Annotated in this window: 30 protein-coding genes and 1 pseudogene; 15 read left to right on the forward strand and 16 right to left on the reverse strand. The window is 69.5% G+C overall.

Annotated features, from left to right (window positions below; all coding sequences use genetic code 11):
• Positions 1-66 precede the first annotated feature (66 nt).
• Together pstB and ACEVFP_RS00890 are read left to right on the forward strand one after the other, a co-directional pair.
• Entirely contained in the window at positions 67-855 is a 789-nt protein-coding gene (gene pstB / locus ACEVFP_RS00885) for a phosphate ABC transporter ATP-binding protein PstB (protein ID WP_375003879.1), read from the forward strand.
• A gap of 76 nt (positions 856-931) precedes the next feature.
• Positions 932-1,729, forward strand: a complete 798-nt coding sequence (locus tag ACEVFP_RS00890) for a winged helix-turn-helix domain-containing protein (RefSeq protein WP_375001460.1) — start codon at positions 932-934, stop codon at positions 1,727-1,729.
• Here ACEVFP_RS00890 and ACEVFP_RS00895 read toward each other — a convergent pair.
• Together ACEVFP_RS00895 and ACEVFP_RS00900 are read right to left on the reverse strand one after the other, a co-directional pair.
• On the reverse strand, positions 1,711-2,613 hold the full coding sequence (locus tag ACEVFP_RS00895) for a low molecular weight phosphatase family protein (protein ID WP_375001461.1): 903 nt from the start codon (positions 2,611-2,613) through the stop codon (positions 1,711-1,713). The two genes, ACEVFP_RS00890 and ACEVFP_RS00895, sit on opposite strands and share 19 nt — an antisense overlap.
• Before the next feature lie 9 nt (positions 2,614-2,622).
• Entirely contained in the window at positions 2,623-2,967 is a 345-nt protein-coding gene (locus tag ACEVFP_RS00900; RefSeq protein ID WP_375001462.1) for an ArsR/SmtB family transcription factor, read from the reverse strand.
• 291 nt (positions 2,968-3,258) lie between these two features.
• Here ACEVFP_RS00900 and ACEVFP_RS00905 point away from each other — a divergent pair, with 291 nt between their 5' ends.
• The gene (locus ACEVFP_RS00905; protein WP_375001463.1) at positions 3,259-4,140 is read left to right on the forward strand and encodes a DMT family transporter; all 882 of its coding nucleotides are present in this window, start codon (positions 3,259-3,261) and stop codon (positions 4,138-4,140) included.
• A gap of 75 nt (positions 4,141-4,215) precedes the next feature.
• Here ACEVFP_RS00905 and ACEVFP_RS00910 read toward each other — a convergent pair whose 3' ends face one another.
• The 7 genes from ACEVFP_RS00910 to ACEVFP_RS00940 all read right to left on the reverse strand — a co-directional run bounded on the left by ACEVFP_RS00910 (position 4,216) and on the right by ACEVFP_RS00940 (position 7,694).
• Complete coding sequence (locus tag ACEVFP_RS00910) at positions 4,216-4,893, reverse strand: uridine kinase (protein ID WP_375001464.1); 678 nt, start codon at positions 4,891-4,893, stop codon at positions 4,216-4,218.
• Entirely contained in the window at positions 4,890-5,321 is a 432-nt protein-coding gene (locus tag ACEVFP_RS00915) for a DUF6314 family protein (RefSeq protein ID WP_375001465.1), read from the reverse strand. Before ACEVFP_RS00915 ends, ACEVFP_RS00910 begins: the two co-directional genes overlap by 4 nt.
• Positions 5,322-5,358: 37 nt before the next feature.
• The gene (locus ACEVFP_RS00920; protein WP_375001466.1) at positions 5,359-6,060 is read right to left on the reverse strand and encodes a cation diffusion facilitator family transporter; all 702 of its coding nucleotides are present in this window, start codon (positions 6,058-6,060) and stop codon (positions 5,359-5,361) included.
• The gene (locus ACEVFP_RS00925; RefSeq protein WP_375001467.1) at positions 6,057-6,419 is read right to left on the reverse strand and encodes an ArsR/SmtB family transcription factor; all 363 of its coding nucleotides are present in this window, start codon (positions 6,417-6,419) and stop codon (positions 6,057-6,059) included. The genes ACEVFP_RS00920 and ACEVFP_RS00925 overlap by 4 nt, the downstream gene beginning before the upstream one ends.
• A 61-nt stretch (positions 6,420-6,480) precedes the next feature.
• The gene (locus ACEVFP_RS00930) at positions 6,481-7,011 is read right to left on the reverse strand and encodes a TetR/AcrR family transcriptional regulator (RefSeq protein WP_375001468.1); all 531 of its coding nucleotides are present in this window, start codon (positions 7,009-7,011) and stop codon (positions 6,481-6,483) included.
• Positions 7,012-7,023: 12 nt separating this feature from the next.
• Positions 7,024-7,350 carry a DMT family transporter gene (locus ACEVFP_RS00935; protein ID WP_375001469.1) on the reverse strand — a complete coding sequence of 109 codons (327 nt, stop codon included), beginning with the start codon at positions 7,348-7,350 and terminating at the stop codon, positions 7,024-7,026.
• On the reverse strand, positions 7,347-7,694 hold the full coding sequence (locus tag ACEVFP_RS00940; RefSeq protein ID WP_375001470.1) for a DMT family transporter: 348 nt from the start codon (positions 7,692-7,694) through the stop codon (positions 7,347-7,349). Before ACEVFP_RS00940 ends, ACEVFP_RS00935 begins: the two co-directional genes overlap by 4 nt.
• Positions 7,695-7,963: 269 nt before the next feature.
• Between ACEVFP_RS00940 and ACEVFP_RS00945 the strand changes: the two genes are divergently transcribed.
• Complete coding sequence (locus ACEVFP_RS00945; protein ID WP_375001471.1) at positions 7,964-10,984, forward strand: glycine--tRNA ligase; 3,021 nt, start codon at positions 7,964-7,966, stop codon at positions 10,982-10,984.
• 192 nt (positions 10,985-11,176) lie between these two features.
• Positions 11,177-12,652, forward strand: a complete 1,476-nt coding sequence (locus tag ACEVFP_RS00950) for an NAD-dependent succinate-semialdehyde dehydrogenase (protein ID WP_375001472.1) — start codon at positions 11,177-11,179, stop codon at positions 12,650-12,652.
• A 6-nt stretch (positions 12,653-12,658) separates the two neighbouring features.
• Here the strand turns inward: ACEVFP_RS00950 and ACEVFP_RS00955 are convergent, their stop codons facing one another.
• Both ACEVFP_RS00955 and ACEVFP_RS00960 read right to left on the reverse strand, forming a co-directional pair.
• A complete protein-coding gene (locus tag ACEVFP_RS00955; protein ID WP_375001473.1) occupies positions 12,659-14,626 on the reverse strand; it encodes an ABC transporter ATP-binding protein in 1,968 nt (655 codons plus the stop codon).
• Positions 14,626-14,940, reverse strand: coding sequence for a hypothetical protein (locus ACEVFP_RS00960; RefSeq protein WP_375001474.1), 315 nt, complete (start codon positions 14,938-14,940; stop codon positions 14,626-14,628). Before ACEVFP_RS00960 ends, ACEVFP_RS00955 begins: the two co-directional genes overlap by 1 nt.
• Positions 14,941-15,109: 169 nt before the next feature.
• Between ACEVFP_RS00960 and ACEVFP_RS00965 the strand changes: the two genes are divergently transcribed.
• Positions 15,110-16,636: a serine/threonine-protein kinase gene (locus ACEVFP_RS00965; RefSeq protein WP_375001475.1), complete on the forward strand. Its 1,527-nt coding sequence runs from the start codon at positions 15,110-15,112 to the stop codon at positions 16,634-16,636.
• Positions 16,637-16,660: 24 nt separating this feature from the next.
• Here the strand turns inward: ACEVFP_RS00965 and ACEVFP_RS00970 are convergent, their stop codons facing one another.
• Positions 16,661-16,960 (reverse strand): hypothetical protein, encoded by a 300-nt coding sequence (locus ACEVFP_RS00970; RefSeq protein WP_375001476.1) that lies wholly within the window; start codon positions 16,958-16,960, stop codon positions 16,661-16,663.
• 145 nt (positions 16,961-17,105) lie between these two features.
• Positions 17,106-17,285: a hypothetical protein gene (locus ACEVFP_RS00975; protein WP_375001477.1), complete on the reverse strand. Its 180-nt coding sequence runs from the start codon at positions 17,283-17,285 to the stop codon at positions 17,106-17,108.
• A gap of 315 nt (positions 17,286-17,600) precedes the next feature.
• Here ACEVFP_RS00975 and ACEVFP_RS00980 point away from each other — a divergent pair, with 315 nt between their 5' ends.
• The 5 genes from ACEVFP_RS00980 to ACEVFP_RS01000 all read left to right on the forward strand — a co-directional run bounded on the left by ACEVFP_RS00980 (position 17,601) and on the right by ACEVFP_RS01000 (position 21,602).
• Entirely contained in the window at positions 17,601-18,830 is a 1,230-nt protein-coding gene (locus tag ACEVFP_RS00980) for a hypothetical protein (protein WP_375001478.1), read from the forward strand.
• On the forward strand, positions 18,827-19,201 hold the full coding sequence (locus ACEVFP_RS00985) for a hypothetical protein (RefSeq protein WP_375001479.1): 375 nt from the start codon (positions 18,827-18,829) through the stop codon (positions 19,199-19,201). The genes ACEVFP_RS00980 and ACEVFP_RS00985 overlap by 4 nt, the downstream gene beginning before the upstream one ends.
• Complete coding sequence (locus ACEVFP_RS00990) at positions 19,173-19,391, forward strand: BldC family transcriptional regulator (protein ID WP_375001480.1); 219 nt, start codon at positions 19,173-19,175, stop codon at positions 19,389-19,391. Before ACEVFP_RS00985 ends, ACEVFP_RS00990 begins: the two co-directional genes overlap by 29 nt.
• Positions 19,392-19,767: 376 nt before the next feature.
• Positions 19,768-21,060 carry a hypothetical protein gene (locus tag ACEVFP_RS00995; protein WP_375001481.1) on the forward strand — a complete coding sequence of 431 codons (1,293 nt, stop codon included), beginning with the start codon at positions 19,768-19,770 and terminating at the stop codon, positions 21,058-21,060.
• 236 nt (positions 21,061-21,296) lie between these two features.
• Entirely contained in the window at positions 21,297-21,602 is a 306-nt protein-coding gene (locus tag ACEVFP_RS01000; protein WP_375001482.1) for a hypothetical protein, read from the forward strand.
• Positions 21,603-21,697: 95 nt separating this feature from the next.
• Here the strand turns inward: ACEVFP_RS01000 and ACEVFP_RS01005 are convergent, their stop codons facing one another.
• On the reverse strand, positions 21,698-21,994 hold the full coding sequence (locus ACEVFP_RS01005) for a hypothetical protein (protein ID WP_375001483.1): 297 nt from the start codon (positions 21,992-21,994) through the stop codon (positions 21,698-21,700).
• A gap of 114 nt (positions 21,995-22,108) precedes the next feature.
• Positions 22,109-22,312: a BldC family transcriptional regulator gene (locus ACEVFP_RS01010; protein WP_375001484.1), complete on the reverse strand. Its 204-nt coding sequence runs from the start codon at positions 22,310-22,312 to the stop codon at positions 22,109-22,111.
• A 410-nt stretch (positions 22,313-22,722) separates the two neighbouring features.
• Between ACEVFP_RS01010 and ACEVFP_RS01015 the strand changes: the two genes are divergently transcribed.
• Together ACEVFP_RS01015 and ACEVFP_RS01020 are read left to right on the forward strand one after the other, a co-directional pair.
• Positions 22,723-23,439 (forward strand): sigma-70 family RNA polymerase sigma factor, encoded by a 717-nt coding sequence (locus ACEVFP_RS01015; RefSeq protein WP_375001485.1) that lies wholly within the window; start codon positions 22,723-22,725, stop codon positions 23,437-23,439.
• A gap of 58 nt (positions 23,440-23,497) precedes the next feature.
• Entirely contained in the window at positions 23,498-24,604 is a 1,107-nt protein-coding gene (locus tag ACEVFP_RS01020; protein WP_375001486.1) for a DUF5667 domain-containing protein, read from the forward strand.
• A 26-nt stretch (positions 24,605-24,630) separates the two neighbouring features.
• On the opposite strand, the gene ACEVFP_RS01025 is transcribed toward ACEVFP_RS01020, so the two are convergent.
• Positions 24,631-25,473: an SDR family oxidoreductase gene (locus ACEVFP_RS01025; protein WP_375001487.1), complete on the reverse strand. Its 843-nt coding sequence runs from the start codon at positions 25,471-25,473 to the stop codon at positions 24,631-24,633.
• 88 nt (positions 25,474-25,561) lie between these two features.
• On the opposite strand from ACEVFP_RS01025, the gene ACEVFP_RS01030 reads away from it, so the two are divergent.
• The gene (locus ACEVFP_RS01030; RefSeq protein WP_375001488.1) at positions 25,562-26,149 is read left to right on the forward strand and encodes a rhomboid family intramembrane serine protease; all 588 of its coding nucleotides are present in this window, start codon (positions 25,562-25,564) and stop codon (positions 26,147-26,149) included.
• 12 nt (positions 26,150-26,161) lie between these two features.
• Positions 26,162-26,368: pseudogene (locus ACEVFP_RS01035) on the forward strand (GNAT family N-acetyltransferase); the annotation flags it as partial.
• Positions 26,369-26,370: the final 2 nt, after the last annotated feature.

Consider the following 26,370-nt stretch of genomic DNA (forward strand, 5'->3'; position numbering starts at 1 on the left):
GCCGCCACGGCCGGCGTCGATGAGTTGGCGCCTGAACCCGCAGAGGCCGGCCAGCACGCCCCTGACCTGCCACCGGAACCGGTGATCGAGGCGCGAGACCTGAACGTGTTCTACGGCGACTTCCACGCCGTCCACGATGTCAACCTCTCCTTCGGCAAGAACGAGATCACTGCCCTGATCGGGCCGTCCGGTTGTGGCAAGTCGACCGTGCTGCGCTGCCTGAACAGGATGAACGACCTCGTCGGCTCCGCTCGGGTCCAAGGCACCGTCACCTACCACGGGATCGACGTCTACGGCCCGAAGATCGACCCGATCCGGTTGCGCCGCCACATCGGGATGGTCTTCCAGAAGGCCAACCCGTTCCCGAAGTCCATCTACAGCAACGTCGCCTACGGTCCCAAGGTCACCGGGATGAAGATCGACAACATGGATGACCACGTCGAGCAGTCGCTGCGCAAGGCAGCACTGTGGGATGAGGTGAAGGACAAGCTGAAGGAGTCCGGGTACGGCCTCTCGGGCGGACAGCAGCAGCGGCTCTGCATCGCGCGCGCCATCGCGACCGAGCCGGACGTCATCTTGATGGACGAGCCGTGCTCGGCACTGGACCCGATCGCCACCGCCCGGATCGAGACCCTCATGCAGGAGCTCCGCAGCGACTACACGATCGTCATCGTCACCCACAACATGCAGCAGGCCGCCAGGGTCTCGGACCGGACGGCGTTCTTCACCGCACGGCCTGATGAGACCACCGGTGACCGCACCGGTCTCCTGGTCGAGGTCGATCGCACCCATGTGATCTTCGAGAAGCCGGCTGATCCACGGACCGAGGACTACATCACCGGACGGTTCGGCTGATGTCTGTCCGGTGCTCGGCCGGTGGCCGGCTCCTCGCCGTCCCCGTGGCGGAGCTGCTCGGGGAGGCACCCATCTGATGCCGCGCGCCACGGACCAACCGCCGAGCGAACGGATGCGGGCCATCACCGACGCCCGGACGTGGGCGGCCCGATCGCAGGGTCGTGAACGGGTGGTCATCATCGAGCCCGACCAGGATGACGTCGAGACCGTCGCCGCCGCTCTGGTCCGGCGCGGTGTTCCGGCGGTGGGCTTCACCAGCCCCTGGCGTGCGCTGGCCTGCCTCGGTCGCGAGGAGCCCGCCGTCGTGCTGGTCAGCTGCCGCCTCGGCGCCAGAGCTCTGCGCGAGATCGTGGAGGCCGTCAGGGACGAGATGAACCTCCCGGTCCTGATCGCCTACCGTCCCGACGACACCGATGCCATCGGCCCGGCGGTCCTGGCCGGAGGGCGTCCCCTGGTGGCGCTTCCCTACGACATCGGCCACATGGTCGAGGTGGTCAGCGAGGCCCTGCCCGGTCTGCCCCCACCGGCCTGCCTGGAGTTCGGCCGGCTGTCGGTCGTCCCCGAGTGGCAGGACGCCCACGTCGACGGCATCGGCCTCGATCTGAGTCCGCTGGAGTTCTGCATCCTGGTCGAGCTGGTGCGTCGTGGTGGTCGCGCGGCATCCCGGGAGACGTTGGTCTCGGTGGCATGGCCCGACCGGCCGGCAGATCCCAAGGGGCTCCTCACGGCGGCCGTCAAACGGATCCGCCACAAGTTCGATGCGCTCGACGTGTCCGAGGCGGTGGAGACGGTTCGAGGTGTCGGCTACCGACTCAACGCCGTCGCACTGGGTGAGAGCCGACGTCTGCCGGGCAGTCATGGACGTGCGGTGTGATCCATCTCGGTGATCAGCTCGTCGACCCGCCAGTCGATGTCCGCGATGATGCGGCGCACGTCCTGGCGTGACTTCCCGACGGGGTCGTCGACCTGCCAGTCCAGGTAGCGTCGACCGGGCAGCACGGGACAGGCGTCCCCACAACCCATGGTGACGACGGTGCCGGATGCCTGCACCACCTCGGACGTGAGTGGCCGCGGAAACTCCGTCAGCGTGTCGACACCCCGGCGGGCGAGCTCGTCCTGCACGGTCGGGTCGAGCCGCGAGGCCGGCGCGGAGCCGGCGGTACGGATCCGGACGTCGTTGCCGACCTTGGCACGCATGAGTGCGGCAGCGATCTGCGACCTTCCCGCGTTGCGGACACACACGAACAAGACGTCGTCGCGGGTCCTGGCGCCCTGGTGATCCACGGACGCGAGAGCGGTGAGCCGGTCGGCGGCGAATCGATCGGTGAGCTGTGGGAGGAAGCGTCGGACGGTGGCGCGGGAGGCGAGCAGGTCGTAGCTGTCCATGACGAAGTCGTGCACCGTCTCCGCGGCGAGCACCCCGGCGAACCGCTCACTCAGGGATGCGGTGATGGCGGCGAGGCTTCGTTCGTGGTCGGCCCGGTGGGCGGGGGCGGCCCCCCGGTCTTCGGCAAGGGCGCCGAAGCGGACCAGCGCGTCATGCGTGGGGCGGTAGTGGGAGCCGTGCCTCGAGAGCAGCTCCACGTCGGTGAGGGCGTCCAGGTGCCGGCGGATCGGGCCGGGGTCGGCAGTTCCCGCGAGGTGCTCGGCGGTGACTTGACCGGTGGGGTCGGTGAGGATCAGACCGAGCAGCCGGAGTCGTTCGGGGTCGGCCATTGCCGCGACCTGCGCGGCTCGGGCGTCGTGCCAGTGGGTCATATGACGAGCTCAGCGGAGCAGGTCCGCGATCATCGAGAGGCGCTCGGGGACGATGGAGTACCACACCTCGCGACCGACGGGGTCTCGGCTGACGATGCCGGCTTCGTGCATGACCTTCATGTGGTGGGAGACGGTGGGCTGTCGTAGCCCGAGTGCTGCGGTCAGGTCGGCCACTCTGGCTCGGGCATCGGTGCCGTGGTGGATCAGGCTGAGGATCTGCAGCCGTGTGGGGTTGGAGACCACGCTCAGCACCCGCGCGGTCTCCTCGGCCTGCTGCTTGGTCAGCGAGGGTCGTAGCGCACGCGACAAGGGCGCGGCGCTCCCGGGTTCGCGCTGCTGCTTCGCTCGGGCCACGACCGAAGGATAGCCAATGATCGATGCTTCCGACTGGCGCGCCGAGGCCTCGATCCCGACACGTTGCCTTGGACGGGCTGATTGACGTTGTCCGCGAATCGGCCGGACGTGCTTGGTCTCGTGGTGCTCGGAGTCCGGCTACCGTGGATCTCATGCACGACAACGTCTACGTGGTCCTTCCGGCACGTAGGCCGTCGTATGCCTGCTGTGACGGTGAGGAACCGGTCAGCTGACAGAGCGCCTGCGCGCTTCAGCCGACCCCTTTCCTCCTCAACCCTCGAGAGCACAGCCATGTCCGCAGCCTTACCTGTCCGTCCTGCCCTGTACCTGACCGCCGCTGCCGCCTGCTGGGGCACCGGGACCGTCCTCAGCAAACAAGTTCTCGACCGAGGTATCGCACCACTGACGCTGCTGGCCGTCGAGCTCGTAGCCAGCTGTACGCTCCTGTTCGTCATCGCCCTGGCCCGTGGTTCCCACTGGACCCTGACCCGATCAACGGCGAAGCTCACCGCGCTCGGAGTCCTGAACCCTGGCGTGGCCTACGCCCTGGGCCTGTGGGGGCTCACCTACATCAGTGCCAGCATGTCGGTCCTGCTCTGGGCCCTCGAACCGGTCTTCATCGTCGCCCTCGCCGTCTTCGTTCTGCGCCAGGAGGCGGCCCGGGTCACGGTGGCAGCGATCGCCGCCGCAGTGGTCGGCGTCATACTCATTGCCTACCGTCCGGGCCTCGATATCGACTCCCGCGGCACCGCCCTGACCCTGCTGGCCGTCCTGGCCTGCGCGGTCTACACCGTCATGACCCACAAGCTCATGCTCGACGACGCCTCCGAGGTCGTCGTGATCTGCCAACAGGCCGCCGCCCTGGTGTTCGCTGTCATCCTCGCCGCCGCTGCCGTGGTCAGCGGACTCACACCTCCGGGGCTACCGGTCGCCCCGTCAACGTGGCTGCTCGCGGCCGGCTCCGGGATGGTCTACTACGGACTCGCGTTCACCTTCTTCGTCGCGGGTCTGCGCACGGTGCCGGCCGCCACCGCCGGCACCTTCCTCCCGCTGGTCCCCGTCTTCGGCCTCGCCGCGGCCTTCGCCGCGGGCGATCGCCTCATGACCCAACAGTGGCTCGGTGCGCTCCTGGTGGTGACCGCGGCCGCCGCGGCAGTGGTGCGCATACGGTGAGGCGGTGGAGCGACCCCGGCGAGTCCAAGGATCTGAGGGCCTCTCGAAGACTGCGCGAGATCGCCGCGCTCGGGATCACTCGTACGGCCCGAGCTCGGACGGGCGAACGAGACGTGGTGCTGACGGGTCGTTGTTGTCGAGGACGATGGAGGCCTGGGCCGCCGGGACCTGCTCGTCGAGGTAGAGACGGCACGCCGCCATGTAGCGCGTCTCGAACGCGGAGCGAGCGGCCTCTGGTCCACCGAGGACTGCGGCGTCACGGGCGACGCCGCGGGCGGTGGCGACGCTTTCCTCAGCTCGCAGGTAGATGACCTCGTCCCACAGCGAGCGCAACTGGTCACGCTGGATGAACGTGGCGTCGAAAACGACCACGGCATCGCGCGGCGCTCGAGCGGTCTCGTCGAGGATGACGACGTCGTCGGTGTGTAGGTCGTGCACCCTGGTGGCGTGGACGCGGTTGCCGCCGGGACCGAGAGGCCGGAGCACACGGTCGGCGAGCGCGTCGAAGTCGTAGGCGTCCTCGTAGTAGCCACGCGCCGACCCCCGACCTTGCCGGTGACGTCGTTCCCGGACGTGGTGGAATCCGTCGGAGTCGAGGTGGATCGCTGGCCCACCGAGGGAGGAGATGGTGGCGACGAGCTCTCGGGCGAACGTGGATTTCCCGGCGCCACAGATGCCGTCGACGCCGACTCGGAGGGGATGGCCGACGTCGCGGCCCATGAGGTGCCGGGCGACGGACCCGACGACACTCATCGTCCTGCCCTCGGCTTCTGCAGCGTGGTGCGGATCCGGTGGTCCTTGGCCGGGCCGGTGACGTGCCAGTCGAACGCCCAACCGTCGGGGAGTCCGGCCAGGTCGTAGTGGCCACGGTAGGTGTCGGCCGCGCAGGGATGCACGACCTCGCCCCCGGGGCTCCAGGGGTGAAAGTCACGGCCGTCGTCGAAGGTGACCATCCACCCGTCGCCCCGGCGCTGGATCAGGTACCGCCGCCAGACGGGCAGCTCGTGGCCGTCGTCGCCACGCAGACGTCCGGACTCCTCCCACGTCAGCAGCGCGTCGTCGCTCATGCCGATGACCAGCTCGCCGGTGACGTCGAGTCTCCGATCGTTCAGGTGGTCGTCGATCCGACGCTCGAGCCGCCACGTCCCGACCAGGACGGTGGGCGGGTTGAGCGTCGTCATCTCGTCGATACTGCCACGGCCGGGATGCCCGGTCCGCTCAGCAGCAGTCGCACCCTGAGGAGCACGCTGTCTCCAGCGCATGCTCGGCACCGGGTGGCGGTGGGCAGCAGTGCTTGCCGCGCCAGGCGTCGATGCCCTCCCTGGCGGCGACGCCCGCGATGACGAGCGCGGCGAGCGGATCGGCCCAGGCCCAGCCGAGGGTCGAGTTGAGGAGCAGGCCCACGAGCAGCACGGCCGACAGGTAGGTGCACAGCAGCGTCTGCTTGGAGTCGGCGACCGCCGAGGCCGAGCCGAGCTCGCGTCCGGTGCGTCGCTCGAACCATGACAGGAACGGCATGACCGCCAGGCTCACCGCCGCCAGCGCGATGCCGACGCCGGAGTGGTCGGCCTCCTCGGCGCCGAGCAGGGTCCGCACGGCGTCGGCGCTGACGAAGATCGCGAGCCCGATGAAGGAGACCGCGATCAGGCGCAGGGTGACGCGCTCGCGTGCGTGGGGGTCTGGTCCGGAGAACTGCCATGCCACGGCGGCCGCCGAGAGCACCTCGACCATCGAGTCCAGACCGAACGCCACGAGGGCGCTCGACGATGCGATGCGACCGGCGGTGATCGCCACGACCGCCTCGATGACGTTGTAGGTGATGGTGGCTGCCACGATCCAGCGCACCCGGCGCTCGAGCACCGCGCGACGGGCGGCACTGATGCCGGGCCGCGCCGCGGAGCCAGCTGCCAGCTCGCTCACGCCGTGCTCTCGAGGGGGCGGTCGAAGGCGGTGCAGGTGCAACCGTCGGCGTCGCAGCAGTCCGGGTCGACCGTCAGCACGAGCTCCAGCATGGAGCCCAGGGCGTCGGCCAGGGCCGGGCTGGCCAGGCGGTACCAGCTGTTGCGGCCGCTCGGCACTCGCTCCACCAGGCCGCACCCGCGTAGGCACGCGAGCTGGTTGGACATCACCTGTCGGCTCACGCCGAGCGCGTCGGCCAGGTCCGAGGGGAGCGCCGGTGCTTCGCGCAGACACATCAGGATGCGCGTGCGGGTCGGGTCCGAGAGGGCGTTGCCGAGCCGGGACAGTGCGGCGGCGTGGCTGACGGTGACGGTGGTCATGGCGAAGACGATACACGCAATCGTGTACTAAGTGATCTTGGGCCAGGCCGATCCCGGACTCCTACTCGTTGGTGGCCAGGTCACGGATGCGGTCGAGGATGGCTTGCCGTTCGGCGCTGGTGAGGTCGGTGTTGCCGGTGGCATTGGCGAGCCACAACCCGTCGGCGGCCAGCAGCGCGATCCGCTGGTCGGCGGAGAGGGGCTGCTCGGGGTCGTGGGTCCATCGTCGGACCAGGTCGCGCCAGCGGCGCTGACTGTGCGCGTACCGCATCGCATCGATGACCACCGCGAGCTCCGCTGACGCCGGAGGGGTCGTGGCGGCGGTGGTCGCGAAGGCGATCACGCGCTCGGCGACGGTGGCGTGCTCGGGGTCGGTGCCGAGCGTCTCGGCCACCTGCTGCTCCCAGGTGTCGGCCACGTGGTCGAGGACCGCGATGATGAGGTCGTCGCGTTGGGGAAAGTGGTACAGGACCCCGGCCTTGGTGACCCCGGCTTGGGAGGCGACGGCATCGATCGTCAGGCCGCGGATCCCCACCTCGCCCGCCAGTGTCAACGCCGCCTGCAGGACCCCGGTGCGTTTGCTCGGTCTCATGACGTCCCCATCTCAGTGCGTTCCCCCGACCAGCTCGATGATCAGGACTCCACCAATGATCAGGGCGATGCCAGCGGCCATCATCCAGGTGAGCGCGTCATCGAAGATGAACTTGGCCAGGACCGCCACCGCCGCGATGCCGCAGGCGGCCCAGATGCCGTAGGCCACCCCCACTGCCATGCCCAAGGCCAGGGTGATGCCGAGCAGTGTCAGTGCCACGGCGTAGCCGGCGATGACTGGAGCGATCCAGACCCGCTTGCGGAAGCCGTCGGAGGCACGCAGCGACAGGGTCGCGGTCACCTCGAGGACGATCGCCCCGGCGAGTGTCAGCCACATCATGGCGCCACCCCCGCGCGGGTGCCGGCGCGGTGCGAGCCGAGCTCGACCAGCAGCACCCCGCCGATGATCAGGGCGATGCCGGCCCCGATGGCGACGGTGAAGGGATCGCCGAAGAGGAACGCGGCCCACGCCGCCGTCAGGGCGATGCCCGTGGCGGCCCAGATGCCGTAGGCCACCCCGACCGGCATGCCTTCGCGCAGGGTCAGGGCCAGGAAGGAGAACGCGCTGAGGTAGCCGAGCACCACGACGATCAACCACCAGGAGTCGTCCTGCGCGGCCCGTAGCGCCAAGGTGGCGCTTACCTCCGTGGCGATCGCCGCTGCCAGCAGGGTCCACTTCTTCACGTCATGCTCCTCGGCCTCGGGTGACGCGGCCTCTCCTCAGTAACTATGACATCCGGTCAGTTACTGGCCAAGTGTCCGACGACGAGAGGCCGCGGTGCGCCACGCCGATCAGGTGCGGGCGGTCTCGGTGCCGCCACCGCTCCCATGACGGGCGCAGCCGCCGAGAGCACCGCCAGTGCTGACCTCGTCCAGGGCCAGCACACCGATTTTCGCCGTTTTCCACACCGCCGGTACGCTCGGACGGTCCCGCCCTCGACGAGTGAAGAGACATGACGACGACGCCCCCAGGAACCGGTACCGCCCCGGCTCCCACCATGCAGCAGGTCATCCTGCGGCTCCAACAGTTCTGGTCCGAGCGGGGAGCGCTCATCTCTCAGCCGTTCAACACCGAGGTCGGCGCAGGGACCGCCAACCCCAGCACCGCCCTGCGGGTGCTCGGCCCCGAGCCGTGGAAGGTCGCCTACGTCGAGCCCAGCGTGCGCCCCGACGACGCCCGCTACGGCGAGAACCCCAACCGGCTGCAGACCCACACGCAGTTCCAGGTCATCCTCAAGCCCGCCCCGGCCGACCCCCAGGAGCTCTACCTCGAAAGTCTCGAGGCACTGGGCATCAACACCCGCGCCCACGACATCCGCTTCGTGGAGGACAACTGGGCCTCCCCGGCGCTCGGCGCGTGGGGTCTGGGCTGGGAGGTCTGGCTCGACGGCCTGGAGATCACCCAGTTCACCTACTTCCAGCAGGCCGGCGGCCTCACGCTCGACCCCGTTTCCGTCGAGCTCACCTACGGCCTGGAGCGCATCGTCATGGCGTTGCAGAGCGTCGCGCACTTCACCGAGATCCAGTACAACAACGACGTCAGCTATGGCGACGTGTACCTGCAGTCCGAGTACGAGATGAGCCGGTACTACCTCGACGACGCCGACGTGGAGCTCAACCGCCAGCTCTTTGAGTCCTATGCGGCCGAGGCGCAGCGGATGGTTGAGGAGAAGCTACCCGTCCCGGCCTACGCCTATGTCCTCAAGTGCAGCCACACGTTCAACGTGCTCGACGCCCGCGGCGCCATCAGCACCACCGAGCGGGCCCGGTCCTTCGGCCTGATGCGCGGGCTCACCCGCGCCGTCTCCGAGCTGTGGGTCGCCCGCCGTGAGGAGCTCGGTTTCCCACTCGGGCAGCCGGAGCTGCCGGCCGCCCCCGAGGTCGGCGAGCTCCCGGCCGTCACCGATGCCCGCACCCTGCTCGTGGAGATCGGCGTCGAGGAGCTGCCGCACACCGACGTCCGGCGTGCCGAGCAGCAGGTCGGTGACGCGGCCCGCGGTCTGCTCGCGGAGACCGCCCTGAAGCACGGCGACATCACCGTGCACGCGACCCCCCGTCGCATCGCGCTGACCGTCACCGACGTCGCGGCCAAGGAGGCCGACACCACCAAGACGGTCCGCGGGCCCAAGGTAGCCGCCGCCTACGAGGACGACGGCAAGCCCACCAAGGCGCTCGCCGGGTTCCTGCGTGGCAACGGCGCGACGCCGCACGAGGTCGTCAAGGCCGAGATCGACGGCCACGAGTACGTCACGGTGGAGAAGGACGTCCCGGGACGCTCGTCGCCGCAGATCGCCGCCGACGTGGTCGGGGCCGCCGTCCGCGCGTTGCGGTCGGAGCGCAACATGCGCTGGGGCGACCCCGAGCTCAGCTACTCGAGACCGATCCGTTGGCTCGTCGCGCTGCTCGGCGAGGACGTCGTCCCGGTCGCCGTCTCGACCTTGGTCTCCGGGCGCACCACCCGGGTGCTGCGCAAGGCCGCCGACGAGCAGGTCGAGGTCCCCCACGCCGACGCGTACGCCGACCTGATGACCGAGCACGGCATTCTCGGGGACCGTGAGCAGCGCCGCGAGCTCGTGGCCAACGTCGCCGTCGGAGTGGCGCGCGATGCCGGTGGCCGGGTCGACGTGGAGGCCGAGGCCGACCTCGTCGACGAGATCACCGACCTCGTCGAGGACCCGCACCCCATCCTCGGCTCCTTCGAGGAGCGCTTCCTGGAGCTGCCCACTCCCATCCTCACCACGGTCATGCGCAAGCACCAGCGTTACCTGCCGGTCACCGATGCCGAGGGCGCGATGCTGCCGCACTTCGTGACCGTCGCCAACGGCCCCTGTGACCGCGACGCCGTCCGCGCTGGGAACGAGTCGGTCATCCGGGCCCGGTACGAGGACGCTGCCTTCTTCTGGCGAGCCGACTTGGAGACCAGCCCCGAGGAGTTCCGCTCCCGCCTCGCCCAGCTGACGTTCGAGACCAGCCTGGGCTCCTTCGACGACCGCGTGAACCGCATCGCCGCGCTCGCCGACCGACTCGTGGACGCCTACGGCCTGGGCCCGGACGAGGTCGCCACGGTGCGCCGGGCCGCCGAGCTCGGCAAGTTCGACCTCGCCTCGCAGATGGTGGTCGAGCTGTCGTCCCTGGCCGGCACGATGGCCCGCGAGTACGCGGCGCGTGCTGGTGAGAGCGATGCCGTCGCCCAGGCCATCGCCGAGATGGAGATGCCACGCACCGCCGCGTCGGCCGGACCGCAGAGCGTCCCCGGGGCCGTGCTGTCACTGGCCGACCGCTTCGACCTGCTGACCAGCATGTACGCGATCGGCTCCATCCCCACCGGGACGTCTGACCCGTACGGGGTGCGTCGAACGGCGCTCGGCATCGTCCGTGTGCTGCGCGACTTCCCGCGGCTCGACGCCCTCTCGGTGCCCGAGGGAATCGCGGCCGCGGCGCAGCGGCTGGCTGCCGACGGCATCGAGGTCGATCCCGCCGTGCTCGAACGGGCAGCGGAGTTCGTCCGCCAGCGTTACGAGCTGCAGCTGCTGGATGCCGGCACCAGGCACGAGCTTGTGCGCGCCGTCCTCCCGGCCGCCGACCGTCCCGCCCGCGCTGACGCCCTGCTTGCCTCGCTCACCGAGGCGCTGGAGGCCGACACTGAGGGAACGGGCGGCGCGGTGCTGGGTGCCATCCAGCGGGTCCTGCGCATCCTCCCGCCCGGGACCCCTGCGGTCCAGGCATCGGCTGAGACCGACGCCGAGGTCGCGCTGGAGCGCGAGGTCGCCCGTCTCGAGGAGGCGATGGCCGGACATGACGGGGACGTCGCCCACCTGTTCTCCTCCGCCGGTGACCTGCCGGCCGTTGTCGAGACCTACTTCGAACAGGTACGGGTCATGGACCCCGACCCCGACGTCAAGGCCGCGCGTCTCGGGCTGCTCGCCCGGCTCGCTGCCGTCTGCGTGCCCGAGATCGCGTGGAACGAGCTCTGAGCTCCCTCTTGCGCGATCGGGGTGGGCTCGGCCGCGCGTGGTGCCCCGTCAGGTCATAGTGTCGGGGACCATGAGCGAGCGTTCCCCCAAGCACCCCGCTGCGCCCGGCGCAGGGAGACGCCCCCAGCGAGTGGACCGAGGAGACATCATGCGACCACATTCCCACGGCAGGTTCCCTGAGGACGTGAACGCATGAACACCACGCAGTTGTCCGGCGCCGAGCTGCAGGCCATCGAGTCGGTGCACCCACACCTGCTGATCGGCCGGCAATGGCGAGCGGCCGAGGGCGGCGCGACGTTCGGCGTCGAGGATCCATCCACCGGACGAGAGCTGGTGCGGGTGGCCGATGCATCCGTGGCCGACGGTGCCGCGGCCCTCGACGCTGCGGTCGCCGCGCAGGCCGAGTGGGCAGCCACGGCACCGCGTGAGCGGGGTGAGATCCTGCGCACCGCCTTCGAGCTGGTCACCGAGCGGTCCGAGCAGCTCGCCACGCTCATGACGCTGGAGATGGGCAAGCCCCTGGCCGAGAGCCGGGCCGAGATCACCTACGGGGCGGAGTTCCTGCGCTGGTTCTCCGAGGAGGCGGTGCGCATCGCCGGTCGGTACTCCGTGGCACCCAACGGCGCCACCCGTCTGCTCACGCTCAAGCAGCCAGTCGGCCCGTGCCTGATGATCACGCCGTGGAACTTCCCGCTCGCCATGGGCACCCGCAAGATCGCCCCTGCCGTCGCGGCCGGCTGCACGATGGTGGTCAAGCCGGCGGGCCTGACGCCGCTGACGATGCTGTGGCTCGCCGACGTGCTGCGCGAGGCAGGTCTTCCGGACGGCGTCCTCAACGTCGTCACGACGACCTCGACCGGCGACGTCATGGAGCCGATCATCCGCGACCCGCGCCTGCGCAAGCTCACCTTCACCGGTTCCACCGGCGTCGGTCGCTCGCTCGTGGAGCAGAGTGCGCAGGGCCTGTTGAGGACCTCCATGGAGCTCGGTGGCAACGCGCCGTTCCTGGTCTTCGACGATGCGGACCTCGACGCCGCCGTCGACGGGGCGATGCTCGCCAAGATGCGCAACCTCGGTGAGGCGTGCACGGCCGCCAACCGCTTCATCGTGCACGAGTCGGTGGCCGAGGAGTTCGGTCGTCGCCTCGCAGAGCGCATGGGCGCCCTCACCCTCGGTCGGGGCACGGCCGATGGCGTGGACGTCGGTCCGCTGGTCGATGCCAAGCAGCGCGACTCCGTGGCCGAGCTCGTCGACGACGCCGTCGCCAAGGGAGCCCACGTGCTCTGCGGCGGTGAGGTACCCGACGGCGAGGGCTGGTTCTACCCGCCCACGGTGCTGGCAGGCGTGCCCGAGGCGGCCCGGGTCAGGACGGAGGAGATCTTCGGTCCGGTGGCCCCGATCTTCACCTTCTCCAGCGAGTCCGAGGCCCTACACATGGCCAACGACACCGAGTACGGCCTGGTCGCCTACGCCTTCACGCAGGACCACTCCCGGGTCATCCGGGTCTACGAGGGCCTGGAGACCGGCATGGTCGGCATCAACCAAGGCGTCGTCTCCAACGTCGCGGCCCCCTTCGGCGGCATCAAGGCCTCCGGTTTCGGCCGCGAGGGCGGCAGCGAGGGCATCGAGGAGTACCTGGAGACCAAGTACGTCGGCCTGGCCCTCTGACCCCGGTCAGAGCGGGATGTCGGCGCGACGGGAGTCCCGGCGGGTGCTCTGCCGGGTGAGGGGCTGCTGGGTGAACTGCTCGGCGTACAGGCGGGCGTAGAGCCCGCCGGCGGTGAGGAGCTCGTCGTGGGTCCCGGACTCGACGATCTCGCCGTCGGCGAGGCCGAAGATGACGTCGGCGTTGTGGATCGTGGACAGGCGGTGCGCGATCGCGATCGTGGTGCGGTTGTCCGTCGCTCGCTCCAGCGCCTCCTGCACCAGACGCTCGGTCTCGGTGTCCAAGGCCGACGTCGCCTCGTCGAGGATCAGGACCCGGGGGTCTTTCAGGAGCACTCGCGCGATGGCCAGCCGTTGCTTCTCGCCCCCGGACAGCCGGTAGCCGCGCTCACCGGTGATGGTCCCGTAGCCGTCGGCGAAGGTCATGATCCGCTCGTGGATGTTGGCATCGCGTGCCGCCTGCTCGATCTGCTCGTCGCTCGCGTCCGGACGAGCGTAGGCGAGGTTGTCGCGGATCGTGCCGTGGAACAGGTACGGTTCCTGCGTCACCATGCCGACGGTGTCGGCGACCGAGCTCATCGTCAGGTCGCGCACGTCGTGGCCGTCGATGAGGACAGCGCCCTGCGTGACGTCGTAGAAGCGCGGCACCAGGTACGTCGCCGTGGTCTTGCCCGAGCCGGACGGCCCCACGATGGCCGCCATCTGCCCGGGCTCGACCCGCAGGGAGACGCCCCGCAGTGCCCAGCCTCCCGACTCCTCGCTCGCCGCGTCGCCCGGGTCGCGGTCCACGGGAGCCGCGTCGCCGTACCGCGACCTGGCCGCGGGACCGGACAGGGAGCGCGGCTCGGGGTAGCGGAACCAGACGTCGCGCAGCTCGATGCCGCCGCGGGTCGACGGTGGCAGGGCAGCGGCCCCCGGCCGCTCGGTGATTGCCGGCTCGAGGTCCAGGTACTCAAAGATCCGTCGGAACAGCGCGAGCGACGTCTGCACGTCCAGTGTCACCCGCATGAGCTGCATCAACGGCATCTGCAGACGAGCCTGCAACGTCGTGAACGCCACGAGCGTCCCAGCCGTCAGGGCTGCATCGCCGCCGGGCATCGAGCCGCTGAGCATGAGCCCCGCGACCAGGTAGATGAGCGCCGGCGTGATGGCGAAGAACGTCTGTACCGTGGCGAAGAACGTCCGGCCGGTCATGGCCTGGTCCACCTGCAGCCGCACCTGCTCACGGTTGGACTCGCGGTAGCGCTCGGTCTCGGCGTCGGCGCGGTTGAAGACCTTGGAGAGCAGGATCCCGGAGACGCTGAGCGCCTCCTCGGTGATCGCCGTCATCTCCGACAACGACTCCTGTGACTTGCGTGCCAGCCGCTGGCGGCGCTTGCCCACCTGCAGCTGCACGGCGATGAAGACCGGCATGAGGATGAGCGTGAGGACCGTGAGCTGCCAGGAGAGGAGCACCATCGCGATGAACGCTGCCGCCACCGTGACGGTGTTCTGCAGGATGGTCGTCGCAGTGTCGGTGAGCACCGTGCGCACACCGGCGACGTCGTTGGCCAGACGCGACTGGATGGCGCCTGTCTTGGTGGCGGTGAAGAATGCCAGCTCCATCTTCTGCAGGTGCTCGAACAGCGCACCGCGCAGGTCGGCCATCGCCGAGTTCCCGACGGTGGCGGTCAGCCAGTTCTGGGCCACGGAGATGAGTGCCGTCACCACGGGGATGACGCACATCGCGACGACGAGCCAGCCGAGCAGGCCGAGGTCGGGTCCGCCGGCGTCCGGGAACAGGGCGTCGTCGAAGACCGCCTTGGTGAGGAACGGGACGACGGAGGTGAGCGCGGCGGACGTGACGACGGCGATCCCGACGAGGACGAGCTGGCCGCGGTACGGCCGCAGCAGGACGGCGATCCGCCCCAGCACCGGACGGCGGTCGTCGCGGACCTGCGACTCCTCGAGGTGCGTGACGGCGGGACCGCGCGCCATCAGCCGTCGACCCGCGACAGCACCAGCTCCTCACGCACGGTGATGAGGTCCGGAGTACCCCACACGCCGACGTCGGTGCGCAGCATCGCCCACAGGCGCAGTGCGTTCGGTTGCGGAGCGAGGGTCGCGTCGACCGTCAGCTCGAAGGGCGTGTCGGCCTCCGTGGCTGCCACGGCGACGCCGGCCAGCACGTCCCCGGCCTTGGTGACGAGCTTGACGCTGAGCACACCCGGCGCCGGCGGCTCGTCGTGGTCGCGGATGGTGGCGGTTCCGGTCACGGACAGCACGGCCGTGTCGGGGGTGGGGTTGCTCATGAGTCTCTCCTATGTCGAGCCGCGGCCGGGATGCAAGCCGAGCCTAGGCGCTCTGACCACGGACGTCCGGACGGCATCTGCGCAGACCCGTCACAGAACGTCGGCTTCGGCGTTAGTTCAGGCAACCAGTAGCGCTCTGTGCCACGAGTACTCGAACGAGAAGAGGATCATGAACACTTCCTCGGACCTGCCCGCGAGCACCGTCCTCGACGGTCGGTACCAGCTCGAGGGGGTGATCGGACGAGGTCGTACGTCGACCGTCTACCGGGCTCGTGACCTGATGCACGGTCGTGCCGTCGCCGTGAAGGTGATCGTGCAGGCGGCTGGTTCGGTCGAGGCGCTCCAACGACAGACGTCACGCACTCGGATCGGCACGGTGCTCGATCACCAGGGTGTGGTCGCGGTGCACGACGTCCACATCGGGGAGGATCCGTCGTACCTGGTGCTCGAGCTCATCGAGGGACGCCCGCTGTCGGAGCTCCAGCGACGTGGTGGCATGCCCCCGGGTGACGTGGCCGAGATCGGGGCCCAGCTGTGCTGGGCCCTTGCTGCCGTGCACGGCGCGGGGATCGTCCACAACGACATGGACCCCTCCAACGTGCTGGTCGGGCCGGGTGCCACGCCGAGCGTCACGCTGACCGACTTCGGGATCGCGCGCTTCTCCGGACTGGACCGGCTCGCCTCGACGTCCCAGCCGGTCGGGACCACGCGCTACCTGAGTCCGGAGCAGGCCTCTCGGCGCGGGTTCGGCCGGTCCGCCGACGTGTACGGGGCCGGGCTGATCCTCCTGGAGTGCCTGACGGGCGAGCCCGCCTTCCCGGGGGACGACGCAGAGACGACGGCATCCCGCCTGGCTCGCGATCCGCTCCTGCCGGCCTCGCTCGGTCCGCAGTGGAGCAGGGTCCTGCGCGCGATGACGGCGCGTGATCCCCGTGCCCGGCCGGATGCGTCCGCGCTCTCGCGTGAGCTGGCGGCGATGGCGCGCGCCGCCACGCCCCCTGAGGTCGTCGCCACGCCGACCACGATCTCCCGGGAGAGCCCGCCGACGACTCCTGCTGCCAAACAGGCCCCCGTCCACGCCGCTGCGCCTGCGGCCCAGCCGCAACCTGAACCCGCGCCCGAGCCGCAACCCGAGCCCGTCGCGGCCGCGGTCGCCAGCACCTCCGCGCCGTCGTCCCCCGTGCACCGGGGCACACGAGACATTGTCCGGCGCACCGGGATGCGCGTCGGAAGCCTGGTCTCGGTCGGTGCGCTGCTGGCAGTCGGTGTGCTGCTGTCCATCCTCGTGCCGGGTCCCACCGTGAGCTCGGAGAGCGCGTCTGGTGCTGCGGGCGGCTCGGACCCCGGTCGGTACGATGCGGGCCGACCGGAGCGCACGCAGGAGCCGGCGGAGTCTGGTGTCCCGTCGCCCGATGAGCGCGAGCTGGTCCATGAGCCGGTGCTCCCGCCCCTCGAGACGACGATGCCCGTGTTGCGGCAACCTTCCACCGGGACGACCACCAGTCCATCGAGCGGTGCTCCGTCGAGTCCATCCCAGACCGATGAGCCGACGGACCCGCCTGCGACGAGTCCGTCTCCCACGGAGCCGTCTCCGTCTCCAACGGACCCGACTCCGACTCCGACGGATGAGCCGACCGACCCGACTCCGACTCCGACGGATGAGCCGACCGAGGAGCCGACGGAGCCGTCCAGCTGACGGTATCCGGTGGGGGACGCTGCGTCAGGCGAGCATGTGGCGCGCGCTCGAACGCGCGAGGGCGACGCGCCGGCCGATGCTCCGGTCGGTGACGCTGTAGCGCATCTGCTCGAGCTCGTGGAGGTGCTGCTCGATGTGTGCTCGCTCCGGGACGGACTCGCTGCGTAGCATCGCGATGATCGAGTGCGCGCCGAGCTCGGTGACTCCCAGGGTCTCGGTGAGCGCGCGCACCGGGAAGCTTGAGGAGGCCATCGCCTCCTGGGCCAGGTTCCAGTTGTCGAGCGCGACGAGCCGTGCTCGGTGAAACTCCATCAGACTGCTCATGGTCGACTTCCGTTCCATGGTGAGCATCCGTTTCTCGGGTGAATCTCCGCTCGAGCGGGATGAATCTCCCCCTGAGCGCGCGAGGCCTCGCACGCTGAGGGGACTGGATGGGTGGTGGAGCACGTCTCGGCGGGCGGGTGGGCGATCAACTGGCGAGCTTCCCGGGGCACGGCTCGATGCCGAGGATGAGGTCGATCGTGTCCTGACGCAGTGGCTTCTGCTCTCGCCGGGTCGCGATCATCACCTCGGTGAGCAGCATCAGCTCCTCGAGGATCACCGGGTCCACACAGGGATTGTCGAGGTGGGCATCCAATGGCTCAGGCATGCAGGTCTTCTTCCGTCCGGGAAGTCGTCGGTGCGTTGGCGCGCCGAGGGTTGCGAGGTCCGAGGCCGTCGCGGCGAAGAGGTCTGCCCTCACGCGCGCAGCCGTAGGCGCAGGACCCGTGGTGAGGCACCGGAGTGAGGTTTGCCTCCGCGGAGACCAGACGTCGAGGTCGTCGGGTGTGGTTGGTGGGTCCGCTATGCGTCGCTTGCAGGTGTTAACGACGATGCTGCGCCCTTGTGACACCCCATCGGCGCAGGTTTTGCTCGGTATATGTAATTATGCGGCGGACCGTCCGTCATCCCACGAAGGCGTCCCATGACTGACCATGACCTTGAACGCGTCCCGGCCGAAGCCGATCCGAAGGATGAGGTGCCGCGGTTCCCGTTGGCTCGGCGGGGCTACAAGCAGTCCAGTGTCGATGAGTGGATCGATCACTTCGAGTCCGAGCGCGCCGAGACGCAGCAGGAGCTCGATGAGTTGCGGAGCACATCGGAGCGGTCGGCTCAGCGGATCTCCGAGCTCGAGGCTGAGGCCGCCGAGCTGAAGGCGCGGCTCGCCGAGGCGGCTCAGCCCACCTACGCCGGTCTGGGCAATCGTGCATCGCTGATGCTCAAGGCCGCCGAGAAGCAGGCCGCCGAGATCATGTCGACGGCCACGAGCGAGGCCGAGCGGTTGCGCAAGCGAAGTGAGAAGGCCGCAGCGGAGCTGCGGGCCCAGGCCGCGGACGAGGCCGATCAGGTCATGCAGGACCAGCTGGCCGAGATCGAGCGGCAGCGCGAAGCAGCGCTCGCCGACGTGAAGGCTCGGCGCGAGCAGTCAGAGGCCGAGGCGGAGCAGTCGATCGCCGACGCGCGCCGCGAGGCCGATCAGCTGCGGCTGACCACCCGCCAGGAGCTCGACGCCCTGCATGCGCAGGCCCAGCGTGAGGCCGAGGAGACTCGTGCCCTCGCTGACCGTGAGGTCGCTGACACGCGCCGCGGTCTTGCGGTGGAGAAGGAGCGGTTGAGCAACGAGGCCGTCGAGGCCCACCGAGCGGCCATGCAGGAGACCGAGCTGTTGCGTTCGGACGCAGCCGAGCGAGTGGCCGCCCTGGACCGACGGGTCGCGGAGGCTGCCGAGAAGGCTGCTCGGGTTCGTGACGAGGCGCTCGAGGAGGCCGAGGAGGTCCGGTCCCGCGCCCGGCAGGAGGCCGAGCAGATGATGCAGGCCGCCCGCCGGCGGAGCGAACGGGCGGAGGCACACGGCCGGGAGGAGGCGCGGCGCGTCCTCGAGCCTGCGCGGCGCGATGCGGAGGCCTTCCACGAGCATCGCGACGAGATCATCGGCAAGCTGTCCGAGCTGCGGGACCTGGTCAGTGGACTGGGCAGCGAGGTCGCCGAGGTCGAGGTGGCCAGTGAGGCGGCAGAACCCGATGACGGTCCCACCGCAGGCGATGGGGCTGAGGCGGTGGAGCGTGATGCTCCGGAGCTCGTCGAACCCGACCCCGGTGGCGCGCCTGAATCGACGCGAACGGAGGTGTCGCAGACCTCTGTCGCATCGCGATGAAGTTCCTGCGGGGCCTGCAGGTTGCCGCGAGCGTGGTGTTCGTCCTCTTTCGGGTCGCCATGCAGGTGGCGGTCTGGACCGTGGTGCTGCTTGCCGTGGCCGTCGTGCTGAGCAAGCGGCTCATCGTGAGGGGGATCGACGCTTGGCAGGACCGGCGTCAGCGCACTCCGGAGCGACACGGGGGGACCGTTGCGCCCGTTGAGTCTGCCTGCTGTGGTGCCGGAATCATCGTGAGCAACATTCAGGGGTACCTGTGCCAGGCCTGCTACCAGCAGGTCCCGGGTGTCTCGGCCCTGCCGTCGGACTCACCGCCTCCCCCGCCCAGCGGGGTATCCTCGGACGATGACGGAGCCCGACGAGACGAACAGTGAGCGCTTGTTGGCCCCGGCCGACGTGGCCCACCTGTTCAGCGTCGACCCCAAGACGGTGAGCCGGTGGGCCACGGCGGGCAAGATCAGCTCGATTCGCACCCTCGGTGGGCATCGTCGCTTCAAGGAGTCGGAGATCCTTCGCTTGCTGGAGAGCGCCACCGAGGACCTCGTGGAGGACGTCACCGCCTGAGCCAGTGCCTCTGCGCACCGAGCCCACAGCCATCTCACCGGTCGGCCGCCGACGTCGTCTTGGCGGCCGTCACAAGATGGCGGGGGCGCCGTTAGTACCGCTGGGGGCCACGGGCCCGCCCCGGGGCGATGATGCAGCCCTGACCGGCACCTCGCCCCACATGAGGGCGGGCCTGTGGAACCTCCCGGCCGCGACAGCCAGGCGTGATCGTAACCGTCGCGGCGGCAGATCCGATCCGTTCGTCACAGCCGGGGCCCGGCCTCGTTAGAGAACAAAACGAATATTCGGAACAATTCCCTCGAATCGCTCACGACGGCGCTCCCATGGCGACATCAACCATGGGGCGGCCCGTTGACCGAAAGGATCAATGCCCCTCATGTCACCACCGAGGATCGCGGCTGCTGCCGCCTTTGCCACCGCCGCCATGATGACCTTGGGTGCGCCAGCCGCCAGCGCGGCAACCTCCGTTGCCGCCGAGACGCCCGGCGATGAGGGGCGCAGCTCCCTGGTGGATATCAGCAACAACAACGTGGGCCCGGTGCAGGGCTGCAACAACGACGTCCCGGTCAACGTCCTGGGCGTCCAGGTGCCCGTGGGCCAGGTTGCCGGCGGCGCAGGAGGCGTCGACAACGACGCGAACGAGTCGCAGAACTCCAAGGACTGCGAGCAGGAGAGCACGCAGGACAACGACGGTTCCGGCCAGGGCGGCGAGGCTGCTGAGGGTGAGGGCGGCGCCCAGGAGCCCGTCGAGCCCGCCGTCGAGGAAGAGGTCCTCGAGGAGCCTGCTGACGACCCCGAGGCCGCGCCCAGCAGCGGTTCCTCGCTGGTGGATGTCAGTGGGAACAACGTGGGTCCGTTCCAGGTCTGCAACAACAATGTTCCGGTGAACGTCCTGGGTGTTCAGGTGCCGTTCGATCAGGTCGCCGGGAACTTGGGTCTGGTGGAGAACGACGGGAACGTCGCGTCCAACTCCAAGGACTGTGCACAGGAGTCTGCCCAGAACAACGGCGGTGACCGTGGTGGTTCGTCGTTGGTGAACGTCAGCAACAACAACGTGGGTCCGTTCCAGGTCTGCAACAACAATGTTCCGGTGAACGTCCTGGGTGTTCAGGTGCCGTTCGATCAGGTCGCCGGGAACTTGGGTCTGGTGGAGAACGACGGGAACGTCGCGTCCAACTCCAAGGACTGTGCACAGGAGTCTGCCCAGAACAACGGCGGTGACCGTGGTGGTTCGTCGTTGGTGAACGTCAGCAACAACAACGTGGGTCCGTTCCAGGTCTGCAACAACAATGTTCCGGTGAACGTCCTGGGTGTCCAGGTGCCGTTCGATCAGGTCGCCGGGAACCTGGGTCTGGTGGAGAACGACGCCAACGCCGCGTCCAACTCCGAGAACTGCGTCCAGGAGTCCCGCCAGGGCAACGGCGAAGAGCCTCCGGGCGAGGAGGAGCCTCCGGGTGAGGAGCCCCCCGGCGAGGAGGAGCCCCCCGGCGGTGACGAGAACGGTGGTGACGACGGGCTCGGCGGTGCCGGCGGCGGCGATGCCAGCGCTCAGGCACAGCTGCCGGGCGCAGGTGGCCCGAGCGCGGCCCTGCTGGCTGCCGGCCTCCTCGGTCTGGCAGGCGGAGCTGCTGCGATCGCCTACGGCCGTCGTCGCGGCGCGGCAGCCTGAGGCCCGGAGCCTCGGTGCGGTTGGCGCGACGAGGTTCTGAATGAAGTGGGGCAGGGCGGTGATTCCCAAGGGGAGTCACCGCCCTGCCCCACTTTCGTTGCGCGGTCCTTTTCGGCCGGACAAAGACTCGAGCGGGTCGTCACACCACCGCACGGCCATCGTTAATCAACATAAGGAACAAAACGGACGAATCAGGCAAATCGGGCCGGTCGTCTCAACCGAAAGGATCGTCACCTATGTCGCTCACCCGCAAGTTCGCAGCATCGGCCGCCGTCGCCACGATCGCGTCGCTCGGCCTCGGCGTCTCGGCTGCCACCGCCGTTGACGACGTGAACGGCCCCTCGTCCCGTTCCTCGCTGGCCAACGTCAGTGAGAACAACGTGGGACCGTTCCAGGTCTGCAACAACACGGTGCCCGTCAACGTGCTCGGTGTTCAGGTGCCGTTCGACCAGATCGCCGGTGTCATCGGCCTGGTGGAGAACGACGGCAACGCTTCGAGCAACGCCAAGAACTGCGACCAGGAGTCCGCTCAGGACAACTGAGCTCGCCGGAGCCGCCCCGGCAGCAACCGCGCATGTCTCATCGGACCCCGCCCCCCGGTCATGGTCCGACGCCGTTGCTGCCGGGGCTTCGTCCGTCAGGATGCTTTCCGGGGCGTGGCGGAGGTGAGGCGTTGATGGGCCAGCCGTTCGACCATCTCGGGGACGGCCGAGGTGGGGACGGTCGCCAGGTCCTGACGGCACGCGCTCACCGTGTCGGCGATCTCCGAGCGTCGGTGGGCGCCGAACTCCTCGGCGAGCCGGTCGACGGTGTCCAGGTAGTGCTGGACCTCATCGGTGGGGGTGATGGTCCGCCAGTACTCGTGGGATCCGAGAGTCGTCGGCGGATGCTCCGGTCCGGGGTCGGACTGATGAGCGGGAACAGGATCGGCCATGGGTCACACCTCGCGTGAGTCGAGTGCCATCCAATCAATGCTGAAGTTCAGCAAACCACGCAAAGCGCGCACTGGCAACGGCCCGATGGACGTCACCGGGAGGGCCGACGTGACCTACTGCTCAGATCCTTGGTCGAGCAGCGCGGCGATGGCCCGGGCCGGGAAGCGTCGGTGGCCCCCCAGGGTGCGGACGAAGGGCAGCTTGCCGCTGTTCGCCCAACGCGAGACGGTTCCGGGATCGACTGCGAACAGTCTGGCGACCTCTGCTGGTGTGAGGAACTCGGACTCTGCGTCTGAAGACTCTGGCTGATCGGCCATCGATCAAACAACTCCCTGGTGTCAATCCGGTCTCGGCAAGTCGAGACCATCGCCGCTTTTCGTGATCGGCGCCCCTGGCTACTGGCCAGTATAATCCACCGGTGGGTCACGCATGGCCGTTTCGGCTGAGGTGCCCGGCCCATCGCCGAGCTCGACCCAGTGGGGGTCGATGTGCATGCGCTCGCTGCACGCGTCGGGAGCGCCACGAACTCTCGCCCCGTGACAAGACCGCGCCTGTCTCGTTGTCCCTCGTGACTGCGCAGTCACCCACCCGGTCAGGGCGACGGGTTCCGCGGTCGCCGCGCACCCTCACGAGCGGGACGCAACGCCGGGCTCGGGTCCATGGCCGCCGAGCGATTTATCCTATATGTTGGATTTATCGGATTCGCTCGTTTCTCGGGAGGGCAGCCATGGCTCCGCTGGTGCACGTTCTTGATGCGACGCTCTCCTGGGTCCGGGGCCCGTCGTATCTGCCAGCGCGCGAGCTCGCGATCGCGAACTCACTCCTGGAGGCCTCGCCCGTCCTCAGGGCACGACCCACCTCGGGCGGCTCGCCGCCGCCCGAGGACGGCTCCGTCGAGACGCGGATGTCCGCGCTGGTGGACCTCGCGCGCGCCGGGGACGCCGAGGCCTTCGGGCAGCTCTACGAGCACTACGTCTCACGGGTCTACCGATTCGCCTACGCCCGATCAGGCTCGCGTCACCTGGCCGAGGACTTCACCAGCGAGACCTTCACCCGCGCGCTGCGTTCGATCACGACGTTCAACTGGCAGGGGCAGGACTTCGGCGCCTGGCTGACCACCATCGCGCGCAACCTGATCGCCGACTACTACAAGTCGAGTCGGCAACGGCGCGAGCTCGTCACCGAGGAGCTGCCGGAGTCGACCGATCGTGCGGCCGGTCCCGCGGCCGCGGTCGTCGAGATGCTGACCAGCGAGACGTTGATGGCGGCGGTGCACGCCCTGCCCGCCGAGCAGCGGGACTGTCTCCTGATGCGGTTCATCCAGGGCATGTCGGTCCACCAGACCGCCTTGGCGCTGGAGCGGAGCGAGGGAGCCACCCGGCAGCTGCAGATGCGGGCGCTGCGCAGGCTGGCCCGCGTGCTGGACAAGGAGGACCTCACGTGACGAGCTTGCACAGCCACCCCCTCCGGGGCTCGGCAGCGCGCCTGCGAGGTGCCCGACGATGATCCTGACCAGACCGTGGGAGGTCGCGCGAGCCGAGGCCTTCGACCATGCCCTCGTCCAGGGAGAGTCCGACGACGTCGAGATCGCCCGCCTGGTGTGCGTCGCGGACCGGCTGCGTCGGGTGGCCCCGGGTCCACCCGACCAGGAGTTCCGGAGCCGGCTACGCGGGCAGCTGATGCACGAGGCCGCCACCCGACAGCCCGCGGACGTGCCTGGTGCGAGAGCCGGCCGCACGCCCCGCCGGGCTCATCGAGCGCCGAGGAGTCGACGAGCACGCCGCAAGATCAGCGCCGTCGTTGCGTCGGCTGCCCTTGCGTGCGGGTCGCTCGGCCTGGTCGGCGGAAGTGCGAACGCCTTGCCCGGGGAGGCGTTGTATCCCGTCAAGCGAGGTGTTGAGGGTTCTCGACTTGCCCTGACGCGTGACGACTCCGCCAACGGTGTGGCCCGGCTCCAGCTGGCGCAGAATCGCCTGCTCGAGGTCGAGAGGCTGGCGGCCCGGCAGGACGATCCTGGGGCAGCTGAGCACCTCGGCCGCACGCTCGATGCCTTTGCCGCTCAGGCCGAGCAGGGCGCCACGATGCTGTTCAGGTCCTACCGTGAGGGTGATGAGCCCGCGGCCGTCGAAAGGGTTCTTTCCTTCGCGCGGACGGCGAGCGGCACGTTGGCCCGCCTCTCTGAAGGCCTGCCGACGTCGGTCGCTGGACCCTACGAGGCTGCCGCCGAGGCGGTCAGGGACGCGAACGTCCGAGCCGGTCAGGTCTGCATCACCTGCTCGATCTCTCCTCTGGATGACATGCCGGACACGCTGCCCCCACCGGTTCGGTACCTGTCGGGCCCCAGCCAGGACCCGTCCCCGCCGGCTGAGCAACCCCGTGAGGCGCCGAGTCCTGAGGTGAGCGCCGAGCCATCGAGCCCTCCGGCCACGCCGGAGGTGGACGAGGAGCCGACGCCCGAACCGGATGCGCGTGAGGTGGCCCCCGTGGACAAGCTGCCCGACCGGCCGGACGTCGTGTCCCGCAGCCTGGAGAAGCTCGGCGAAGGGGTCGAGAAGCTCACGGAACCGCTGCGCGAGCGTGCCGAGTCACTGACCGAGCGGCGGCGGTGACCACCTGAGGAGGAAACGGCGTCGGGCTACACCAGGTACTGCTGCGCCGCGGCGTCCTCGAACCGGGTGGCGGGCCGCCCGAGCAGTCGTTCCACGTCGTCGCTCACGGTCTCGAGCTCGCCGTCACGGATCGCGGTATAGGTGCTGATCCAGGCATCGAGCTGCCAGTCGGGGGCACGGTACGGTGCGCGGCTCGCCCTCGCCTGCTCCAGCGTCTCCTCGACGTAGGTGTGCTCGCGGCCGGTGACCTCGCTCAGTCGCCGGGCGATCTCGGTCAGCGTGAGAGCCTCGGGCCCGGTCAGGTCGTAGGTCGTGTCGACGTGCCCATCCGGTGAGGTGAGCACGGTGGCGGCCACCGCCGCGACGTCGTGCTGCGAGACGGTCGCCACGCGGCCCTGCCCGGCAGGCCCGCGGATGACGCCCGACTCGTCGGCGAAGAGTGCGAACACCTCGGCGTAGAAGCTGTCGCGCAGGAAGGTGTGGGCGATCCCAGAGGCGACGACGGCCTCCTCGGTGGCGCCGTGGTCGCGGCCGAGGGTGAACGTGGAGGTGGGGGAGGCACCGACGAAGGACGTGTAGACGAGGTGCTGCACGCCGGCGTCGACGGCTCCCTGCACGAACACCCGGTGCTGCGCGAGCCGGTCGGCGTCCTCGCGCCCGGAGACGAACAGTGCGACGTCGACGCCCTCCAGCGCAGCCCGGACGCTTCCGTGGTCGGCGTAGTCGCAGCGCGCCACGTCCAGGCCGGTTCCTGTGATGCGCTCCGGGCGGGGGGCGAGCAGTCGTGGACGGTGGCCGGCGGAGACCAGCAGTGCAGTGGCGAGGCGACCGATGGTTCCGGTGGCCCCGGTGACGGCGATCGTGGGCATACCGTCGTCAACGTCACGGACCGCGGCCGGTGTTCCCACGCGTGCCCGGTTCCGTAAGGCTGTCTTGGCAGCGCCTAGGCTTCTGGGCATGCAGTTCGCTCAGGGTGCGCCGCGTCGAGCAGCCGTGCTCATCGTCTGGTTCGTGGGGGCACTGTGGGTGCTGGAGATCGCCGACGCTGTCCTGCCGATGAGGTTCGACGAGTACGGCATCCGCCCGCGGGAGACCGATGCGCTGGAGGGCATCGTGCTCGCGCCCCTGCTGCACGCAGGCTTCGGTCACCTGGTGAGCAACACCGTCCCGCTGCTGGTCATGGGCTTCTTCCTGGCGCTCTCCGGTGTGCGGACGTTCGTCGCGGTGACGGCCGTCGTGTGGCTGGTGAGCGGGATCGGCACGTGGTTCGTCGGCCAGGACGGCAGCATCCACGTGGGGGCGTCGGGCATCGTCTTCGGCTGGCTGGTCCACCTCGCCGTGCGGGGGCTGGTCAACCGCGACGGGGGACAGATCGTGCTCGGCGGCATCATGATCATCGCCTACGGCAGCATCCTGTGGGGTGTCCTGCCGGGCACCCCCGGCGTCTCGTGGGAGGCGCACCTCTTCGGTGCCCTCGGGGGGCTGCTGGCCGCCTTCGTGGTGGGGGAGCGCAAGCCCCCGAGGCAGGACCCGCCATGGGCGTGAGGGGTCGGCCAGGCCCTCGTGGAGGCGGCGGTGCGGTGGGCCGGTGAGCGCGGCGCCCGGCGGGTGACCCTGCGAGTGCTCGGGCACAACCACGCAGCACGACGGCTATACGCACGCTGTGGTTTCGCCGAGGAGGGGGTGCAGCGCGGCGAGTTTCACCTGGACGGTCAGGACGTCGACGACGTGCTCAAGGCCCGTGCCGTCTCCGGTGATTCCTGAGC

Origin of the sequence: Aeromicrobium sp. CTD01-1L150, from assembly GCF_041951745.1 — a bacterium.
In the GTDB taxonomy this organism is placed as follows: Bacteria; Actinomycetota; Actinomycetes; order Propionibacteriales; family Nocardioidaceae; genus Aeromicrobium.

Bases quoted from the DNA above. Each gene is read 5' to 3' on its own strand.
- ACEVFP_RS00955 (WP_375001473.1), bottom strand. From the start codon at position 14,626: ATGGCGCGCGGTCCCGCCGTCACGCACCTCGAGGAGTCGCAGGTCCGC.
- ACEVFP_RS00970 (WP_375001476.1), bottom strand. From the start codon at position 16,960: ATGAGCAGTCTGATGGAGTTTCACCGAGCACGGCTCGTCGCGCTCGAC.
- ACEVFP_RS00960 (WP_375001474.1), bottom strand. From the start codon at position 14,940: ATGAGCAACCCCACCCCCGACACGGCCGTGCTGTCCGTGACCGGAACC.
- ACEVFP_RS00910 (WP_375001464.1), bottom strand. From the start codon at position 4,893: ATGAGTGTCGTCGGGTCCGTCGCCCGGCACCTCATGGGCCGCGACGTC.
- ACEVFP_RS00995 (WP_375001481.1), top strand. From the start codon at position 19,768: ATGTCACCACCGAGGATCGCGGCTGCTGCCGCCTTTGCCACCGCCGCC.
- ACEVFP_RS00980 (WP_375001478.1), top strand. From the start codon at position 17,601: ATGACTGACCATGACCTTGAACGCGTCCCGGCCGAAGCCGATCCGAAG.
- ACEVFP_RS00965 (WP_375001475.1), top strand. From the start codon at position 15,110: ATGAACACTTCCTCGGACCTGCCCGCGAGCACCGTCCTCGACGGTCGG.
- ACEVFP_RS00905 (WP_375001463.1), top strand. From the start codon at position 3,259: ATGTCCGCAGCCTTACCTGTCCGTCCTGCCCTGTACCTGACCGCCGCT.
- ACEVFP_RS01020 (WP_375001486.1), top strand. From the start codon at position 23,498: ATGATCCTGACCAGACCGTGGGAGGTCGCGCGAGCCGAGGCCTTCGAC.
- ACEVFP_RS01030 (WP_375001488.1), top strand. From the start codon at position 25,562: ATGCAGTTCGCTCAGGGTGCGCCGCGTCGAGCAGCCGTGCTCATCGTC.
- ACEVFP_RS00915 (WP_375001465.1), bottom strand. From the start codon at position 5,321: ATGACGACGCTCAACCCGCCCACCGTCCTGGTCGGGACGTGGCGGCTC.
- ACEVFP_RS00925 (WP_375001467.1), bottom strand. From the start codon at position 6,419: ATGACCACCGTCACCGTCAGCCACGCCGCCGCACTGTCCCGGCTCGGC.
- ACEVFP_RS00930 (WP_375001468.1), bottom strand. From the start codon at position 7,011: ATGAGACCGAGCAAACGCACCGGGGTCCTGCAGGCGGCGTTGACACTG.
- ACEVFP_RS00935 (WP_375001469.1), bottom strand. From the start codon at position 7,350: ATGATGTGGCTGACACTCGCCGGGGCGATCGTCCTCGAGGTGACCGCG.
- ACEVFP_RS01025 (WP_375001487.1), bottom strand. From the start codon at position 25,473: ATGCCCACGATCGCCGTCACCGGGGCCACCGGAACCATCGGTCGCCTC.
- ACEVFP_RS00990 (WP_375001480.1), top strand. From the start codon at position 19,173: ATGACGGAGCCCGACGAGACGAACAGTGAGCGCTTGTTGGCCCCGGCC.
- ACEVFP_RS01005 (WP_375001483.1), bottom strand. From the start codon at position 21,994: ATGGCCGATCCTGTTCCCGCTCATCAGTCCGACCCCGGACCGGAGCAT.
- ACEVFP_RS01015 (WP_375001485.1), top strand. From the start codon at position 22,723: ATGGCTCCGCTGGTGCACGTTCTTGATGCGACGCTCTCCTGGGTCCGG.
- ACEVFP_RS00945 (WP_375001471.1), top strand. From the start codon at position 7,964: ATGACGACGACGCCCCCAGGAACCGGTACCGCCCCGGCTCCCACCATG.
- ACEVFP_RS01010 (WP_375001484.1), bottom strand. From the start codon at position 22,312: ATGGCCGATCAGCCAGAGTCTTCAGACGCAGAGTCCGAGTTCCTCACA.
- ACEVFP_RS00895 (WP_375001461.1), bottom strand. From the start codon at position 2,613: ATGACCCACTGGCACGACGCCCGAGCCGCGCAGGTCGCGGCAATGGCC.
- ACEVFP_RS01000 (WP_375001482.1), top strand. From the start codon at position 21,297: ATGTCGCTCACCCGCAAGTTCGCAGCATCGGCCGCCGTCGCCACGATC.
- ACEVFP_RS00950 (WP_375001472.1), top strand. From the start codon at position 11,177: ATGAACACCACGCAGTTGTCCGGCGCCGAGCTGCAGGCCATCGAGTCG.
- ACEVFP_RS00985 (WP_375001479.1), top strand. From the start codon at position 18,827: ATGAAGTTCCTGCGGGGCCTGCAGGTTGCCGCGAGCGTGGTGTTCGTC.
- ACEVFP_RS00975 (WP_375001477.1), bottom strand. From the start codon at position 17,285: ATGCCTGAGCCATTGGATGCCCACCTCGACAATCCCTGTGTGGACCCG.
- ACEVFP_RS00890 (WP_375001460.1), top strand. From the start codon at position 932: ATGCCGCGCGCCACGGACCAACCGCCGAGCGAACGGATGCGGGCCATC.